General features: G+C 39.5%; 16 protein-coding genes. 12 read left to right on the plus strand and 4 right to left on the minus strand.

Annotation, left to right across the window (positions count from 1 at the left end; all coding sequences use genetic code 11):
• Positions 1 to 269: 269 nt before the first annotated feature.
• Positions 270 to 2858, plus strand: coding sequence for an ATP-dependent chaperone ClpB (clpB, locus tag ACQKMF_RS14730; RefSeq protein ID WP_427573846.1), 2589 nt, complete (start codon positions 270 to 272; stop codon positions 2856 to 2858).
• Between the two features lie 82 nt (positions 2859 to 2940).
• On the opposite strand, the gene ACQKMF_RS14735 is transcribed toward clpB, so the two are convergent.
• Positions 2941 to 3132: a YjzD family protein gene (locus ACQKMF_RS14735; protein WP_402941362.1), complete on the minus strand. Its 192-nt coding sequence runs from the start codon at positions 3130 to 3132 to the stop codon at positions 2941 to 2943.
• A 295-nt stretch (positions 3133 to 3427) separates the two neighbouring features.
• Between ACQKMF_RS14735 and ACQKMF_RS14740 the strand changes: the two genes are divergently transcribed.
• From ACQKMF_RS14740 to ACQKMF_RS14750, 3 genes are all read left to right on the plus strand, one after another.
• A complete protein-coding gene (locus tag ACQKMF_RS14740; RefSeq protein ID WP_402941365.1) occupies positions 3428 to 4150 on the plus strand; it encodes a hydrolase in 723 nt (240 codons plus the stop codon).
• A 102-nt stretch (positions 4151 to 4252) separates the two neighbouring features.
• A complete protein-coding gene (locus ACQKMF_RS14745) occupies positions 4253 to 5080 on the plus strand; it encodes a hypothetical protein (protein ID WP_427573849.1) in 828 nt (275 codons plus the stop codon).
• A gap of 217 nt (positions 5081 to 5297) precedes the next feature.
• Entirely contained in the window at positions 5298 to 5480 is a 183-nt protein-coding gene (locus ACQKMF_RS14750) for a ComZ family protein (protein ID WP_034314525.1), read from the plus strand.
• 43 nt (positions 5481 to 5523) lie between these two features.
• Here the strand turns inward: ACQKMF_RS14750 and ACQKMF_RS14755 are convergent, their stop codons facing one another.
• Positions 5524 to 5745 (minus strand): hypothetical protein, encoded by a 222-nt coding sequence (locus tag ACQKMF_RS14755; RefSeq protein WP_427573851.1) that lies wholly within the window; start codon positions 5743 to 5745, stop codon positions 5524 to 5526.
• 202 nt (positions 5746 to 5947) lie between these two features.
• On the opposite strand from ACQKMF_RS14755, the gene ACQKMF_RS14760 reads away from it, so the two are divergent.
• From ACQKMF_RS14760 to ACQKMF_RS14775, 4 genes are all read left to right on the plus strand, one after another.
• A complete protein-coding gene (locus tag ACQKMF_RS14760) occupies positions 5948 to 6883 on the plus strand; it encodes a beta-ketoacyl-ACP synthase III (RefSeq protein ID WP_101224116.1) in 936 nt (311 codons plus the stop codon).
• A 51-nt stretch (positions 6884 to 6934) separates the two neighbouring features.
• Positions 6935 to 8173, plus strand: coding sequence for a beta-ketoacyl-ACP synthase II (gene fabF / locus ACQKMF_RS14765; RefSeq protein WP_101224115.1), 1239 nt, complete (start codon positions 6935 to 6937; stop codon positions 8171 to 8173).
• A 137-nt stretch (positions 8174 to 8310) separates the two neighbouring features.
• The gene (locus ACQKMF_RS14770) at positions 8311 to 9081 is read left to right on the plus strand and encodes a DUF2268 domain-containing protein (protein ID WP_260356932.1); all 771 of its coding nucleotides are present in this window, start codon (positions 8311 to 8313) and stop codon (positions 9079 to 9081) included.
• A 108-nt stretch (positions 9082 to 9189) separates the two neighbouring features.
• The gene (locus ACQKMF_RS14775; RefSeq protein WP_034314514.1) at positions 9190 to 9945 is read left to right on the plus strand and encodes a YjbA family protein; all 756 of its coding nucleotides are present in this window, start codon (positions 9190 to 9192) and stop codon (positions 9943 to 9945) included.
• 33 nt (positions 9946 to 9978) lie between these two features.
• Here ACQKMF_RS14775 and trpS read toward each other — a convergent pair whose 3' ends face one another.
• Complete coding sequence (trpS, locus tag ACQKMF_RS14780) at positions 9979 to 10965, minus strand: tryptophan--tRNA ligase (RefSeq protein WP_101224113.1); 987 nt, start codon at positions 10963 to 10965, stop codon at positions 9979 to 9981.
• 565 nt (positions 10966 to 11530) lie between these two features.
• Here trpS and ACQKMF_RS14785 point away from each other — a divergent pair.
• Positions 11531 to 12676 (plus strand): putative glycoside hydrolase, encoded by a 1146-nt coding sequence (locus ACQKMF_RS14785; protein WP_230177444.1) that lies wholly within the window; start codon positions 11531 to 11533, stop codon positions 12674 to 12676.
• A 50-nt stretch (positions 12677 to 12726) separates the two neighbouring features.
• On the opposite strand, the gene ACQKMF_RS14790 is transcribed toward ACQKMF_RS14785, so the two are convergent.
• A complete protein-coding gene (locus ACQKMF_RS14790) occupies positions 12727 to 12915 on the minus strand; it encodes a hypothetical protein (protein WP_101224111.1) in 189 nt (62 codons plus the stop codon).
• Between the two features lie 96 nt (positions 12916 to 13011).
• Between ACQKMF_RS14790 and ACQKMF_RS14795 the strand changes: the two genes are divergently transcribed.
• From ACQKMF_RS14795 to mecA, 3 genes are all read left to right on the plus strand, one after another.
• The gene (locus ACQKMF_RS14795) at positions 13012 to 13593 is read left to right on the plus strand and encodes a GNAT family N-acetyltransferase (RefSeq protein WP_402941375.1); all 582 of its coding nucleotides are present in this window, start codon (positions 13012 to 13014) and stop codon (positions 13591 to 13593) included.
• Between the two features lie 1130 nt (positions 13594 to 14723).
• The gene (gene spxA / locus ACQKMF_RS14800; RefSeq protein ID WP_034314502.1) at positions 14724 to 15119 is read left to right on the plus strand and encodes a transcriptional regulator SpxA; all 396 of its coding nucleotides are present in this window, start codon (positions 14724 to 14726) and stop codon (positions 15117 to 15119) included.
• A 494-nt stretch (positions 15120 to 15613) separates the two neighbouring features.
• Positions 15614 to 16282: an adaptor protein MecA gene (mecA, locus tag ACQKMF_RS14805; protein WP_034314498.1), complete on the plus strand. Its 669-nt coding sequence runs from the start codon at positions 15614 to 15616 to the stop codon at positions 16280 to 16282.
• The last annotated feature ends 96 nt before the right edge of the window (positions 16283 to 16378 follow it).

Consider the following 16378-nt stretch of genomic DNA (forward strand, 5'->3'; position numbering starts at 1 on the left):
GCCCTCGCAGGCGTAAAGGCGCCAAGGGGGCTCCCGGACCGCCCGCGGAAAGCGAGTGCCTGGATAGGAAATCAACCAAATTGTACAAACGGAAAAAGCCTTTCTTCTATATGAAGAAGGGTTTTTTCCGTTTGTCTTCCATACTCCTGCATTTTTAGTAACTTTTCTTTACATGGGGAAAATTAGAAGTATAATGAAAATATAAAGGTCAAATTTGGTCAAACTGAGTGGGGATTCGTTCATGATATAGATGAATGGGAGGTTTTAAGATGGATATTAATAAAATGACGGAGAGAACCCAACAGGCGTTCATCGGCGGCCAGGAGCTAGCCAAAGATAGAGGGAATCCCGAGCTGACGGAGCTTCATTTATTAAAAACATTAATGGAACAGGATGAAAGTTTATTAATCAGGATTTTATCGGAATCTGGTAAACCGATGAATCTATTTGATATAGAGCTAAATAAGGAACTGGATCGATTACCGGAAGTGAGCGGGAGTGTTTCCCAGGTTTACATGTCATCCTCCCTGCAGCAAATGTTGACGGCTGCCGAAAAGGAAATGCAGATGTGGGAGGATGAATACTTATCTGTCGAACATATACTCCTTGCGTCGCTGCAGGACAATAAAACGAATGTGAACAGGCTTTTTTCATCATATGGAATTGATTATGATAAAGCAAAACAGGTAATAAACGATATAAGGGGGAATCAGCGAGTGACTAGTCAATATCCTGAAAGCACTTATGAAGTACTGAAAAAATACGGGAGAGATCTCGTTGCTGAGGTTAAATCGGGGAATGTCGACCCCGTAATCGGCCGTGATACGGAAATCCGTAACGTCATCCGGATCCTTTCACGTAAAACGAAAAATAATCCTGTATTAATAGGAGAACCCGGAGTAGGTAAAACAGCCATCGTCGAGGGGCTGGCACAAAGGATAGTCAGGAAGGATGTGCCTGAGGGATTAAAGGACAAGACCGTTTTTTCACTGGATATGAGTGCGCTTGTCGCTGGCGCCAAATTCCGCGGTGAATTTGAGGAACGCCTAAAAGCGGTCTTGAATGAGATCAAGAAGAGTGACGGTAAAATTCTATTATTCATTGATGAATTGCACACAATTGTCGGTGCAGGAAGAACGGATGGCGCCCTTGATGCCGGAAATATGTTAAAGCCGATGCTTGCACGCGGTGAGCTGCATTGTATCGGTGCAACGACCCTTGATGAATATCGGCAATATATTGAAAAGGATCCGGCTCTGGAACGCCGTTTCCAACAGGTTCTGGTTCCCGAACCGGATGTTGAAGATACGATTTCAATTTTGCGGGGATTAAAGGAACGGTTTGAAATTCACCATGGCGTCAGGATACACGATCGGGCGATCGTTGCGGCCTCTGTCCTTTCGAACCGATATATAACGGAGCGATTTTTACCGGATAAAGCAATAGATCTTGTGGATGAAGCATGTGCGATGATCCGAATGGAAATAGACTCAATGCCATCCGAGTTGGATGAAATCACGAGAAAAGTCATGCAACTTGAAATTGAAGAGGCCGCCTTGAAGAATGAGGAGGACCCTCAAAGCAGGGCGAGACTGGAAGTGCTTCAAAAAGAACTATCAGAACTTCAGGATCAAGCGAATAGCATGAAATCGAAGTGGCAAATGGAGAAATCAGCGCTTCAAAAGGTGCAGGATCAACGTGAAGAGCTTGAGAAATTGCGTCATGAACTGGAACAAGCAGAGAATGACTATGACCTTAACCGGGCAGCTGAACTTCGGCATGGAAGGATTCCGCAGCTTCAAAAAGAATTGGACGCAATGGAAGACGAATTGGAAAAGGAAAAACAGGAATCACGATTGCTTCGCCAGGAAGTGACGGAGGAGGAAATTGCCTCGATTGTTGCAAGGTGGACGGGGATTCCGATTAGCAAGCTGGTGGAAAGTGAAAGGGAGAAGCTGCTTCGCCTATCTGATATCCTTCATGAACGCGTAATAGGTCAAGGAGAAGCGGTGGAACTCGTATCCGATGCTGTTTTAAGAGCAAGGGCTGGAATTAAAGATCCAAACAGACCAATCGGCTCATTCATTTTTCTTGGGCCAACGGGTGTAGGTAAAACCGAATTGGTAAAAGCTTTGGCAGAAACGTTATTCGATAGTGAGGAACATATGATTCGAATCGATATGTCGGAATATATGGAGAAACATTCCGTGTCCCGCCTTGTTGGTGCACCTCCTGGATATGTTGGATTTGAGGAAGGCGGCCAACTTACGGAGGCTGTTAGGAGAAACCCATATTCAGTCATATTATTGGATGAGATTGAAAAGGCGCATCCGGAAGTCTTCAATATTTTGCTGCAAATGCTGGATGATGGAAGGATAACAGACTCCCAAGGAAGAACAATCAACTGTAAAAATACGGTGATCATCATGACTTCCAATATCGGTTCCCATTTCTTATTGCAGTCCAACCGGGTGGATGGCGGCATTGAAGAAGAAATAAAAGATCAGGTCTTTAAAGAGTTAAGAGGGCATTTCCGTCCGGAATTTTTAAATCGCGTTGATGACATTGTTTTATTCAAACCTCTGACGAAACAAGAAATCGTTGAAATCGTAGATAAAATGGTTCATCAATTACAAGTAAGGTTAACTGAACAAAATATAGTCCTTAACGTCACTGAAGCGGCTAAGGAATTCATTGCGGACCAGGGATATGATCCGGTATATGGGGCAAGACCGCTGAAGCGATTCATCCAAAAGCATCTGGAAACGAAAATCGCCCGTAAAATCATTGCCGGGACTGTTGAGATTAAAGAAGGAATAACAATTGATCATGATCATGATGAATTGGTTCTCATATAAAAACGTTGAAATGTAGTTTACCAGTAAGCAAAGTACGGTATAACAAAAAGGACATCCTATAAAGGATGTCCTCTTTTGCTTCTTAATGTTGATGAGAGTCTTTAGCTGGCCCAGCAGGCAAGATAGCAGGGATGATAAGAATCAGGATAGCAGCAGCTAATCCTAAAATAGTTCCCTGCGCAGCATCGTATGAAACTCCGATCATGGAAGAAACAACATATACAGTCATATGCACTAATAAGAATGTCCAAAAAATTGACCAAGCATAACGCATCGAATTTCACCTCATTCCACTACATTCATTTTTATCTTACCATAATTAATATACAGTTAAAACGTGTTTTTAATAATAACCTTTAAATAATCCAATACATTAAATAATAAGAGAACTTTTTCAGGCAGACTAGTTGGTTTCAAACTTCAAAAGGGAAATCATACGGAAAAAATAAAAGCAAAAACTCCGTGCTTGGTTAATTTAAGATAAGAAGTTAGGCGTTTCCACTGACCCTTTCTATTTTTCGTCATAAATTAATATAGTAGTAGTAATATTCCTTAAAGGAGTTTGAACGATGGAACAACGAACTTTTCAAATTGATGACCAATGGAATATCATCTATTATCCAGAGCGGCCCAGTGGTTTTTCCGTAATGGTAATTGGAGACCGTAGTCATTTTGTCGAAAAAGACAGCAGCTTTTGGCTGCAGCATCCTGGCAGGCTGCAGATATTGGAATATTTAAAGGAATACGGATACACCCTATTTTCATCCAATTTTTACGGAGCCAACTGGGGCAGTCCTAAAGCACTCGAGCTTTCCCTTAACCTATATATTCTGTTCATGAAAAAAGAAATAGTCAATCAAAGGGTTCATATATTGGCAGAGGGGACAGGCGCGCTCCTTGCCTTAAAGTTAATGAATGAACTTGGAAATAAAATACGGTCCGTCGTGTTGATAGACCCGGTTTTTTCCTTGAAAGCACAACTGGAGAAAGAAAAGGAAAATAAGTTCTTCTATAAAAAGTGGCTGTCCGAGGTCGCTGCTGCATATGAGCTCGATCCGGCAGAATGTGCACAGCATATACAGGACACTGAAGATTCAATGATCGCAGAGAATATCCCCATGAAAGTGATTCAGGTTTTTGGAAGCTTACGGAAAGAGCAAGCCTCCCTTTATCGGCAAATCCAGCTGGCTAGAAAAGCGGACTTGCAGCTGACGTATATATTGCCCGAAAAACGTTATAAAATCCCCTATCAAATACAGAAGTTTTTCAATGAGAATGAAGAGACTTTATGAGAAGAGATATATTTTTACAATAGTTTGCATACGATACAGCATCTAAAAAAACTAGACGTGCCGGGTGAAGTGGGCTTGATGGCATACGAGGAGGCTGTATTTATGCAAACAAACATTGTCATTGGCACTTATCGATTCGTGGGATTCTATGTGACTCAATTCTTTTTGAACCAAGGTGAAGAAGTAATCGGAATCGATTGGGATGATTCCGAAGCAAGTCAATATATTAAGGAAGAAAAGGAACTTGAAATAGGCAGGAATTCAAATTATTTATACTTTCCGATAAATAAACTTAAATTATTGAATATTTCACAGCAGGACACGGTGTTCATATCTTGTTACGATATTAAAAGCGGAAAAATGGACAAAATCGATTTTGTAATAGGAGAAATCGTTTCCTTCATCGAGAAATGCAAAAAAAATGGCAAGAATGAAACGCCAAATTTCGTTCTTTTCATGCCCATTGAAAAAGAGGTCGGTATATTTCAGTCGATATTAAGCTCGATTCGTGAAATGGATTCTGCAAAAATCATATTTTTACCGACGATTTATGGACCTTGGCAATCGGAAGGCATGAGCTTTGAAGCTGGAATCAATCAGCTTGGACAGTCTGATATCAAAGCGGCAATTGCTGCCGAATATAACGGAGATGCTCTCTACATCACTGATTTTGTAAATGCTTTGGAAGCGGTGCTTGCCACAAGTTCCGATAGGGACATCCAATTGTGCAGCAGTATCGACGATCATTGGGATAAATGTGCCAAGTTAATATTTGGTGAAAGTATGGATTCATTCACTTCAACAACAAAAATCAATAAAGGAACAATATTTGAAGTGCAATGCAAAATGGAACCGGAAGAAGGCATTGCATTACAGAGAAAACATAATAAACGATTAAACTTACTTAAAACGTGGAGAAAGCGTGATTGACATTTTTGTTATTCGGGAAGGACAAAACTGTATATTTGCCTCTAATCTATATGTCTTGTACTATAATGTTCAAGGATAGGAATTACATCAAAAGATATTCATGATTTTATATGTACGCCCTTTACGAAAGGGTTCAGTGGAATTATGATAATATTGAGCTTATTTTGGCATCAAAATGATCAATTGATGAATATTCAAAAGATAGGGGGAAATGCGAATGAGTTCAGATAAAACTCTTGAATTTATGGGAATCGCCATGAAATACTTCCCAGAGGCTAAAGCGAAGCTTGAAGCAAGCGGGATTCCATTCTCAATGGAGATGGCAGAGCCATTCATGGAGCTCTTTAAAAGCGTTATGCAAGAAGCTTATGAGCTTGGTAAACAAGATGCTCAGCGTTAATTAAAGGCAGGCTGTCCGTTAAAAGGGCAGCCTTTGAATTTTTTTATTCTTTTTTCAAGAACTTGGCGATCAAGGGGCTCAGATTGATTTTATCAATGGTCGGTTTGTATTGACTGTATAAGCCCATCAATGTTTCAAAGCTCGCCATCAATTGCATGTAATCAACCTGCGCTTCCTCTTGCTCCAGTTCATTTTTCCTGCCAAACATCAAATTAGAAAAATGATCATCCGTGTTTCTTTCCCGGTTGCGATTGAAGATGTCCAAAATGAATTCCTCCTATTCTCCTTTTATTTATAATGTATGTCCCAAATTTCCCTTGGCATAGGCGCTTGTCCGACTTCCGAAAGAGATTTCTTTAGCTTTTCAAATTGTTAACTCTTGCAAGGAAGTCTTTTTTTATATAAAATTAGTACCAGGTAATAATAGATGATTATAATAACTCATTAAAATATAAGGGGATGGCAAGATGAATGCTGGAATACTAGGGCTTGGCCGCTACTTACCCGACAAAATCGTTACAAATGCGGACCTAGAGAAAATTATGGACACTTCCGATGAGTGGATTCGGACTAGGACGGGTATTGAGGAAAGAAGAATTGCCAAAGATGATATTGATACATCAGATATGGCCTATGAAGCCGCAAAAGCTGCATTGAAAAATGCGGAAATTTTGGCTGAAGAGATAGATTTAATTCTTGTAGCCACTGTTACACCGGATCAGTCGTTTCCTTCAGTCGCTTGCATGATTCAAGAGAAATTGGGAGCGATGAAGGCAGCAGCAATGGATGTAAGTGCTGCATGCGCCGGTTTTATGTATGCAATGATCACGGCACAGCAATTTATTAAGACAGGTGCATATAAGCATGTGCTGATTGTCGGTGTTGAAAAACTTTCGAAAGTAACCAATTGGGAAGACCGCAATACTGCTGTACTTTTTGGTGACGGAGCTGGTGCAGTTGTACTTGGACCTGTATCTGAAGGCAAAGGAGTCCTTTCCTTTGAATTAGGCGCAGATGGAACCGGTGGGAAGCACTTATTACAAGAAGGAGATTTCATTCATATGAATGGCCGTGAAGTATTTAAATTTGCTGTCCGTCAGATGGGTGAATCCAGCCTGGGTGTCTTGGACAAAGCTGGTTTGACTAAAGAAGATGTGGATCTGCTTGTCCCGCATCAAGCTAATATACGAATTATGGAAGCCTCTAGGGAACGCTTGGATCTCCCGCTTGAAAAAATGACAAAAACGATCCATAAATATGGAAATACTTCTTCAGCGTCCATTCCAATGGCCCTTGTGGAAGAAATGGAAGCAGGAAGAATCAAGGATAATGACTTAATCGTCATGGTCGGTTTTGGTGGTGGCCTTACATGGGGAGCGATCGCTCTTAGGTGGGGTAAATAAAAGAAGAAGCAAAACGTAAGAGCTTTAAAAATAGGAAGGAGCCATTTTTAAATGACTAATCGCCGTGTAGTTGTAACTGGTATTGGAGCAATCTCTCCAGTTGGTAATGATGCAGAAACTGGATGGAAAAATATAATCGAGGGGAAATCGGGGATAGGACCTTTAACTCGTTTGAATGCTGAAGAATATCCCGTTAAAGTGGCTGCTGAAATCAAGGATTTTGATATAGAAACATATATAAATCGTAAAGAAGCACGCAAAATGGACCGTTTTACCCATTATGCAATTGCAGCTTCCGTTATGGCATATAATGATAGCAAGCTGGAAATAACCGATGAAAATGCTGCACGTGTCGGGGTCTGGATCGGTTCGGGTATCGGCGGGCTGGAGACACTTGAGACACAGCATGAAAACTTTTTAAACAGAGGATACAAACGTGTAAGCCCATTTTTCGTACCAATGATGATTCCGGATATGGCAGCTGGCCAGGTTTCTATCTTACTGGGTGCAAAAGGAATCAATTCATGTACGGTAACAGCCTGTGCTACAGGAACTAATTCAATTGGTGATGCGTTTAAAGCCATTCAGCGGGGCGATGCCGATGTGATGATTACAGGCGGGGCCGAAGCGCCAATCACAAAAATGTCGGTTGCAGGCTTCTGTGCAAATACGGCTTTATCGACAAACCCTGATCCACAAACGGCTAGCCGTCCTTTTGACCTTAACCGTGATGGTTTCGTAATAGGCGAAGGAGCTGGAATCATCGTTCTGGAAGATCTTGAACATGCATTGAATAGAGGAGCCAAGATTTATGCTGAAATAGCTGGCTATGGCTCAACTGGAGATGCCTTCCATATTACCGCTCCGGCACCAGGTGGAGAAGGCGGGGCAAGAGCGATGAAAATTGCAATCGAGGATGCAGGTTTGAATCCGGAAGACATCCAATATGTGAATGCCCACGGAACGAGTACGCCTTACAATGACAAATACGAAACGATGGCAGTCAAAGAAGTCTTTGGCGACCATGCTAATAAACTTGCAATAAGTTCCACTAAATCGATGACGGGCCATATGTTAGGGGCAGCAGGCGGTGTGGAAGCGATTTTCACGATTCAGGCAATCAGGGACAGCATTTTGCCTCCAACCATCAATATTGAAACACCAGACCCTGAGTGTGATTTGGACTATGTCCCGAATCAAGCAAGGAAGGGCGAAATCAGTGCAGCCATCAGTAATTCACTTGGATTCGGTGGGCATAACGCAACTATTCTTTTCAAAAAATATCAATAAGTTTGAAGGAAGAGCAGATCTTTAGGGATTTGCTCTTTTTATGTTGAAGGGAAAATTGCAAATACAAGGGATATAAAATGTGTCAACTGCCTTCATTAAATCATACGATAGTCAATAGAAGCGGAGGTGTATGGGAAATGGGAGTCATTTCAACCAATGAATGGATGAAGAAGGATTTCAACCGCCCGGTCCAGATGATGGAAAGAGTTAAAAGTACATTCAACAATACCCTTGATGCGGACATGATTTATCACCATTTATTGAAGCATGGCATGTATTCGCCGAATCAAAAAACAAAACAAACATGGGAAGACTTAAACGAAAATAATGTCTGGGAAAAAACACAAAGCTTGTTTACAGCTTATAAGAAGCTATGGGGTGGGCCTGATGTTCCCATATATATTTTTCCGCTGATGTCTTCAGGGATATGGAATAAAAAAGTTGAAACGAAGTCAGGGCTGGCATTTAAAGATAAACTATTCCTTTTTTACGGAAAGGGGATAGCAGAAAAGGAAATGGAAGCGCTGTTGATTCATGAATATCATCATGTTTGCCGTCTGCATCATTTGAAAAAGGACCAAAAAGAATTCACTCTCCTGGATACGATGATCATGGAAGGACTGGCGGAAAGAACGGTGGGGAAATATTTAGGAACAAAATTTTTAGCAAATTGGACTAAGTTATATCAGGAAGATAAACTAAGAGAATTTTGGAGCAAGCATTTAGAGGAAAAGCACACGATAAAACGTACAGATCCTCTTCATGATACACTTCTGCTCGGGATGAAAGGATATCCATATATGCTTGGATACTGTAGTGGCTATTACCTGGTGAAAAATTCTGAGAAACTCTCTGTGAAAAAATCGTTCATTATTCAATCTGAAGAATTCCTATCTAAAAAGAGTTAATATATACGTTCTTTTTTTCTTAATCTGTTTTCTAGAATAGGAATAAATTGTATGGTTCCTGCCTATACTGATTGACAAACAGAAATTTGTTTAAGTGAGGGATGAATGATGCTATATCTTCATGATGTATGGGTTAACTGGTTTGAAGGAGAAGAAAACGGCTATAATATTTGTCATTTTCATGAATGGAGGAAGGATGACGGGATCGAACTACTAGATCAAGTTCCTTTGTTGAAAGTGTCATCAACATTGTTCCACTACATAGAAAACGACTTGTCAGAATTACCTAAGCCACTGCTGAATGATGTATATCAAAAAGCATATGCAAGGAAAAATCATGAACGAATTCAGCTCGACTATTGTTTTATCGTGACTGACGGAAATGGAATCTTAGCTGTTGATACGATAGGGTATCATATTCCGATTAGGAAAAGCAGAATAATTCCTCGGCAGGAACAAATTGTTTATGACATGATAGAAAACCATGATGAGATGGATTACACCTTTACTGAAAAACCTACATCTGAGAAAGAATATCATATTTTGTCGCCGTCTCCCTTATTCATGAACGGTTTGACAAGAAAAGAAAGACAGCTTAAGCAATTGCTATTCATGGCCATGGACCAATTATTCACGGCGAAAAACACTGCTGAAATCCGCTATTGGTATACAGAATGGGCTCCTGAGAAATATGAAAGCATTCAAGAAATGGATTTTCAGATAGCTTGGCTTGAATTATATGAAGAAATGAAGGAAGGCTGGTCAGAGAAGCATCTTCAACTTTGTGAAAACCTTGTGAAGGGGCAGCCTTTTTTTGAAAAGCTGTGGCAAGTGGAGGCTGGCGATAGCCCATCGATATTATGAAAAAAAGACGATCCGTTGAGGATCGTCTTTTTTTTATCTCTTTCTGCCAAGTCCCATGCCATTATACATTTTTCTGATCATTTTATTGGCTTCAATGTTCGCCTTTTCTGCACCGCGGTCCAGAATTTCATCCAATTCAGGCGAATCGATCAATTCATTATAGCGTTCCTGAATTGGCAGGATTTCTCCAAGAACCACCTCAGCCAAATCACTTTTAAAGTCACCATAACCTTTGCCCTCATACATCTCTTCAATTTCTGTATAGGTTTTTCCACTGAAGATGGAATATATGGACATAAGGTTGGAAACACCCGCTTTGTTTTCCTTATCGTAACGGACAATTCCTTCCGAATCGGTAACTGCGCTCTTGATGTTTTTTTCGATTTGCTTAGGATCATCCAATAAGGCTATCGTTGCCTTTTTATTAGGATCGGATTTGCTCATTTTCTTGGTTGGTTCTTGAAGGGACATGATACGGGCCCCTTCTGTAGGGAGGCTGATTTCCGGGATTTTAAATATATCATTATGCTTTTTATTGAACCGTTCAGCCAAATCGCGTGTCAATTCAAGATGCTGTCTTTGATCTTCCCCGACAGGAACCACATCTGTACCATAAAGGAGGATATCGGCAGCCATCAACGGCGGGTAAGTAAGCAGTGCTGCGGAAACCCCTTCTTTGCCAGTTGATTTGTCTTTAAATTGCGTCATTCTCTCAAGTTCCCCAATATAGGATATACTCTGTAAAATCCAGCCTGCCTGGGCATGTGCTGGTACTTCTGATTGAATGAAGATGGTATTCTTTTCAGGATCTAAGCCAATGGCCAAATATAAAGCGGCCAATGTTTTAATGTTCTTCCTTAACTTAATGCGATCCTGTGGAACTGTAATTGCATGCTGGTCAACAATACAAAAGAAACATTCATATTCATTTTGTAAGTTAACGAATTGTTTCATTGCTCCGATGTAATTTCCTAAAGTAACGGAACCGGATGGCTGAATGCCGGAGAAAATCCTTTTCAACTGCTAGTCACTCCTCTAAATGCGTTTATTGATAAATGGATATTCGCTCTTCATTATTGTAAGGATAAATAGAAAATGAATCCACTTTCTTTGAAAGAAATGTGCATATTCCTGTGATGGGGAAATGCTCATTTAAATCTTGTGGAGGGCCGTTTTGTCCTGTATCGATGCCATTTTTAAGAATACGAAATGTCCACTATACTGTATTTTAGCATTTATTCATATTAAATGTATAATCGAAACGGCAAACAAGCCAATAGAACGGATTTTCCGCTTCTTTTTTTAGATATGGAAGAAATGAAGGGTTCAAGGAAAATCAATCCGTTTAACATATTTCACAATGAGTGGACCATTTTAGGGAAGGATACTCACAAGGGAATAACCGCGTTGTTGAACGTATTCTCATTTTGTAAGTCAGTTTTTTTAATTATTTATAATATATAGGAGTAAAGTTTATTGTTTGTGGTATTAAAGAAAGGGGTTTATTATATTTGTTGAATATTGATGACTGATGGCGAATGAGGTGGAGAAAATGAAACCAATGTGTAAATGGTTGATGACAGGAATGTGCATATTCCTGATTCAACAGCCAGTTCATGCAGAAGGCATGAACGAAACCAGGCAGGTGGCATTAGAAAATAAAGAATTGCCTGCGAGCGTACCGCGTTTTGTTTTTGATTCGGGGTTGAAATTCGACTATCCGGATGCTGTGCGCGGAATATATGTGACAGGGCCTGCAGCGGGCGGCAATAAATTGAATGAACTTATTAGATATGTAGATGAAACCGACTTGAATGCAATGGTCATTGACATTAAGGATGACAAGGGGAACGTTACGTTTAAAACCGAAGATCCAGATTCTCCATATGCTGGGATTGGTAAAGACTACATAAAAAATCCAAGGGCAATGCTGAAAAAAATGGAGGATAAACAGATTTATCCGATTGCGAGGGTAGTCGTCTTTAAAGATTCACTTTTGGCCAAAGAGAAGCCTGAATTATCTTTTTTAGATGGCGAAAAGGTTTGGAGGAATGGTCGAGGGGAAGCCTTCGTTAACCCATTCTTAAAAGAGGTGTGGGATTATAATGTCGGTATTGCCATTGAAGCGGCAAAGATGGGGTTTAAAGAAATTCAATTTGACTATGTCCGTTTTCCCGAAGGATTCGAAAATAAAGAAGATGATTTGAAATATGATGTCGGTGAATATGATGAAGCGAAAGTGAGTCATACAGCCAAAAGGGTTCAGGCAGTGACAGATTTCGTAAGTTATGCGAGGAAACAACTGGAGCCATATGATGTGGAAGTATCTGTGGATATTTTTGGATATGCAGCTACATTGCCTGAAGCTCCCGGAATAGGGCAAAACTTCACAAAAATCTCTGAGAATGTCGATGTAATTTCCTCGATGATCTATCCGAGTCACTGGACATCTTATTTTGGTATCGATAAGCCTGATTTGGAGCCTTATAATCTCGTTAAGGAATATGCGAAATTGGAGAACGGGAAGCTGAAGGAATTAAAAACCCCACCTACTTCAAGACCTTGGCTACAAGATTTTACTGCCTCATATTTAGGTGAAGGGAATTACCAAAGGTACGGAAAGGAAGAAGTGGAAGCCCAAATAAAAGCATTGAACGATAATGGTATTGATGAATACTTATTATGGAATGCGGCAAATCGATATACAAAGGGAGTAGACTATACCCCGTGAAAAAAAGGATGACCTTGGAAGAACTTCCGGTCATCCAATTTCTCTCTGAATTACCGCTTTTTATTCCCGCCAACTTTACTCCACCCTGACTGAATTCGTTTGGATTGATCGAAAATATGAGAGTGACGTTTCCCGCCAAACCATTTTTCGCCGATGCCATTCGTCACAACGCCATTCACAGCTGTAATGCCAATAACGCAAGCAGCGACTAAAAAAAAGTCCAAAAAGTAACTGATCATCAAAACCCTCCTAATATTTTCAAGCTATTCAAGTTCCATTGTAGTGGATAAGAAAAAATCTGGAAAGTATAATCTAGCAAATGAGGAGATTAATTTATGAATTGGTATGATAAGCTGAACCAGTATTTCCCTATTGAAGAAATGAAGTCCAAAGAACATATAGAAGTTCTTTTAGAAGATAAGCAGGAAATATATAAAAAGGATGAAGGTCCCGATCATGTTTTATTATATGTGGAAGGAGAAGAGTTTATATTCGTTGATTACCTTTTTGTATCAAAGAATTCAAGGGGGCAGGGACTAGGAAGGAAATTAATTCAAAAATTGCAAAAAAAGCAGAAAACGATCTTGCTGGAAGTAGAACCAGTACAAGAAAATGATGACGATACATTGAAAAGGCTGAAATTTTATAAAAGGGAAGGATTCCAGCATGCCTCTTCAATTACCTACAGCAGAAAATCCCTTGCCACCAAGGAGAATACGCCTATGGAAATCCTATATTGGCCAGCAAACCCATCGGTTGATGAAGAAGACGTATTTGATTTCATGAAAGAGATTTATTCTGAAATCCATACCTACAAAGATGATGACCTATATGGGAAATCTTATCAAGATGTAGAGGATGTACTAAGCTTGAATGCAAGTCAGGAAACGGATATTTTTAAAGAGATGGAAATTTAGAAAAAAGGGGCCGGGCGCTTAACCGGCCCTTTTTAGTTTGTCGGAAAAAGTACGGTATAGAGGTCGAATAAAGTATGGTGTAGGTCGAATAATTCGTGGAAGGTCGAATAAATTGCGGTGTAGGTCGAATAAAGTGCGGTGTAGGTCGAATAAATAGTGGTGTAGGTCGAATAAATTCGTGAACGGCTGAAAAAAGTGCAGTGATGGAAGAAAAAACTGCGTGAACAGCTGAAAAAACAGCTCAGTACGTCGAAAAAGAACAGTAAGGACCGAAAAAAGTGCTCCAGCAGAAAACATCTGGAACGTTTTTTAAAGAAAAATTGAGGCAAACTGTTCTTTCTTAAAATTTGTCCATAAAGGAGGTTCGGAATGGTCTCACCCCAACCTCGATTATAAAAGGTTATCGTTTAGGGCTTTTTACTATTCTATGAAAACCCTCAATAGATTGAAGGAAATTGCGACACTTCTGCCGAAAAACTGGCTAGCCGGGACCCCGGAGTCGCGTGCTTTGATGCGGCTTGCAGACAGTCGGCGGGAAAGGGAGCGGATTTCTGAAAACAACTGTTATGGTTTTTTCGAGTGCAGCCAAACTGTCTTTTTTTATTGTGCATTTTTTACAGGCAAATGAATATCTATAACTTCTCGAATGGTAGATTACTCACTTATCGCCGATTTTTTCGAATTGCTTTTTTAGTTTTGGAAATATATGTGCTAAAAGAATGGTTTTTCTTGTAAAAGGAGGAATTTGCTTTTTATTAAAGAAAATATATTAACATGTACTTGTTTATTGACAAAGATAGGGGGTAAATAAAAGTAACGAGTTAATAAAAAAATCATGAGGGCCGAATTGAGAGTTAACTGAGAATGGCAGGTAGGTATTTTCAATTAGAAAAAGCGGTTTTAATGTATTACATAAAAAACAGAAAAAGCTATAGTACAGGCTAAACTAGAAGTTTATAAGGATTTTTCCAAATATCAAAAAGGGTATTCATTTTAAATAATTTAGTGTATAATAAAGAAAATGAAATACTTAATTAAAATTATTTCAAATTAGAGTGGTACTTATGAATACTAATAGTAGATTTCCCCTCATAGATCACCGATTCTATATTTAGGGAGTGTGAGTAAACATGGTAACATTATATACATCACCTAGTTGTACTTCATGCAGGAAAGCAAAAGCATGGTTAGAGGAACATGAGATTGGATATAAAGAAAGAAACATTTTTTCAGAACCGTTAACGATTGATGAGATTAAAGAAATTCTTCGAATGACTGAAGATGGAACCGATGAAATCATTTCAACACGGTCAAAAACTTTCCAAAAGTTAAACGTAAATTTAGAGAGCCTGCCTCTTCAAGAACTATATAAATTGATCAAGGAAAATCCAGGTCTGTTGAGACGTCCAATTATCCTTGACGAGAAACGGCTTCAAGTTGGTTATAACGAAGATGAGATAAGACGCTTTTTACCACGTAAAGTTCGTACCTTCCAGTTACGGGAAGCACAACGTATGGTCAACTAATAAGGTCTTTCAAGCTCTGCCAGGAAATGTGCAGGGCTTTTTCTTTATACATAACCGATTTTCCGCTGATTTTTTTTACTTAATGACGGGTAACATAACAGGATTCATAGGGGACAGCAGACGTTTCGGATTTGCAGCAGGTTCCTTGAACCGGTCATCATTTAAAGAAAAAATAAGAATGCACACCATCATGCCGTGTATATAATAAGGCATAAATGGCAGGAAGTTTAAAATTGAAGAAAGCATTAGGATAGTTGCATGCGGATGAATTTTTTTATAGAATGAATGGAATATTAGGCAAACAATTGTTTTTTAGATAAGTAATGTTTTTTATTTCCCTTCTTCAAGGTTTTGTCATAAAATGATGTAAAATAGTCTGTTTTAATGGCTATCATGATTTACAGTATTCACTTACGGGTAAAGAGCTTTTAAGAGCAATTTTCGCTTGGGGGTTATTATCCCTTCAAAATGAGATAGGAAGGGAGAGGGGAATCATGGAAATCGAACGCATTAATGATGATACAGTTAAATTTTATATTTCCTATATAGATATTGAGGAAAGAGGCTTTGATCGCGAAGAAATTTGGTACAGCCGTGAGCGAAGTGAGGAACTTTTTTGGGAAATGATGGATGAAGTGCATCAAGAAGAAGAATTCATGATTGAAGGACCTTTATGGATTCAAGTTCAAGCCCTTGAAAAAGGCTTGGAAGTTTTGGTCACAAAAGCCCAGCTTGCCAAAGATGGTCAAAAACTCGAGCTGCCTCTTTCAGATGATAAGTTAAGGGATTTGAATGTATCAGACAAGATGGATACGCTTCTTGATCAACATTTTCATGGGAAAGATGAAGAAAGCGGTATGACATTCGAAGATGGTATGATTGAATTCATCACGACTTTCGAGGATTTTGAAGATGTCATTTCATTAAGCAAGCGTCATGGCTTGGATGACTGGACGACTAAACTTTATGTTTATCAGAATAAATATTATCTTTATATCGAATTTTCCGAAGCAGAAATTGATGAGGAAGAAATCGATAATGTTCTAAGTCTTTTATTGGAATATAGTCAGGAGTCACCTATAACGGTGCATATGCTTGAAGAGTACGGGAAGATAGTTATCGAAAATGATGTATTCACAACGGTCGATAAATATTTCGCATAGACTGTTGAGGCCGATTTCAGTAGAAATCGGCCTTTTCGTCCAAGAATGAGTGTTTTACCTCAGCAGGGAGGTTTTTATCATGTGCCTGTGTTTGTT

This window comes from Peribacillus sp. NPDC101480, assembly GCF_050277335.1.
Taxonomy (GTDB): Bacteria; Bacillota; Bacilli; order Bacillales; family DSM-1321; genus Peribacillus.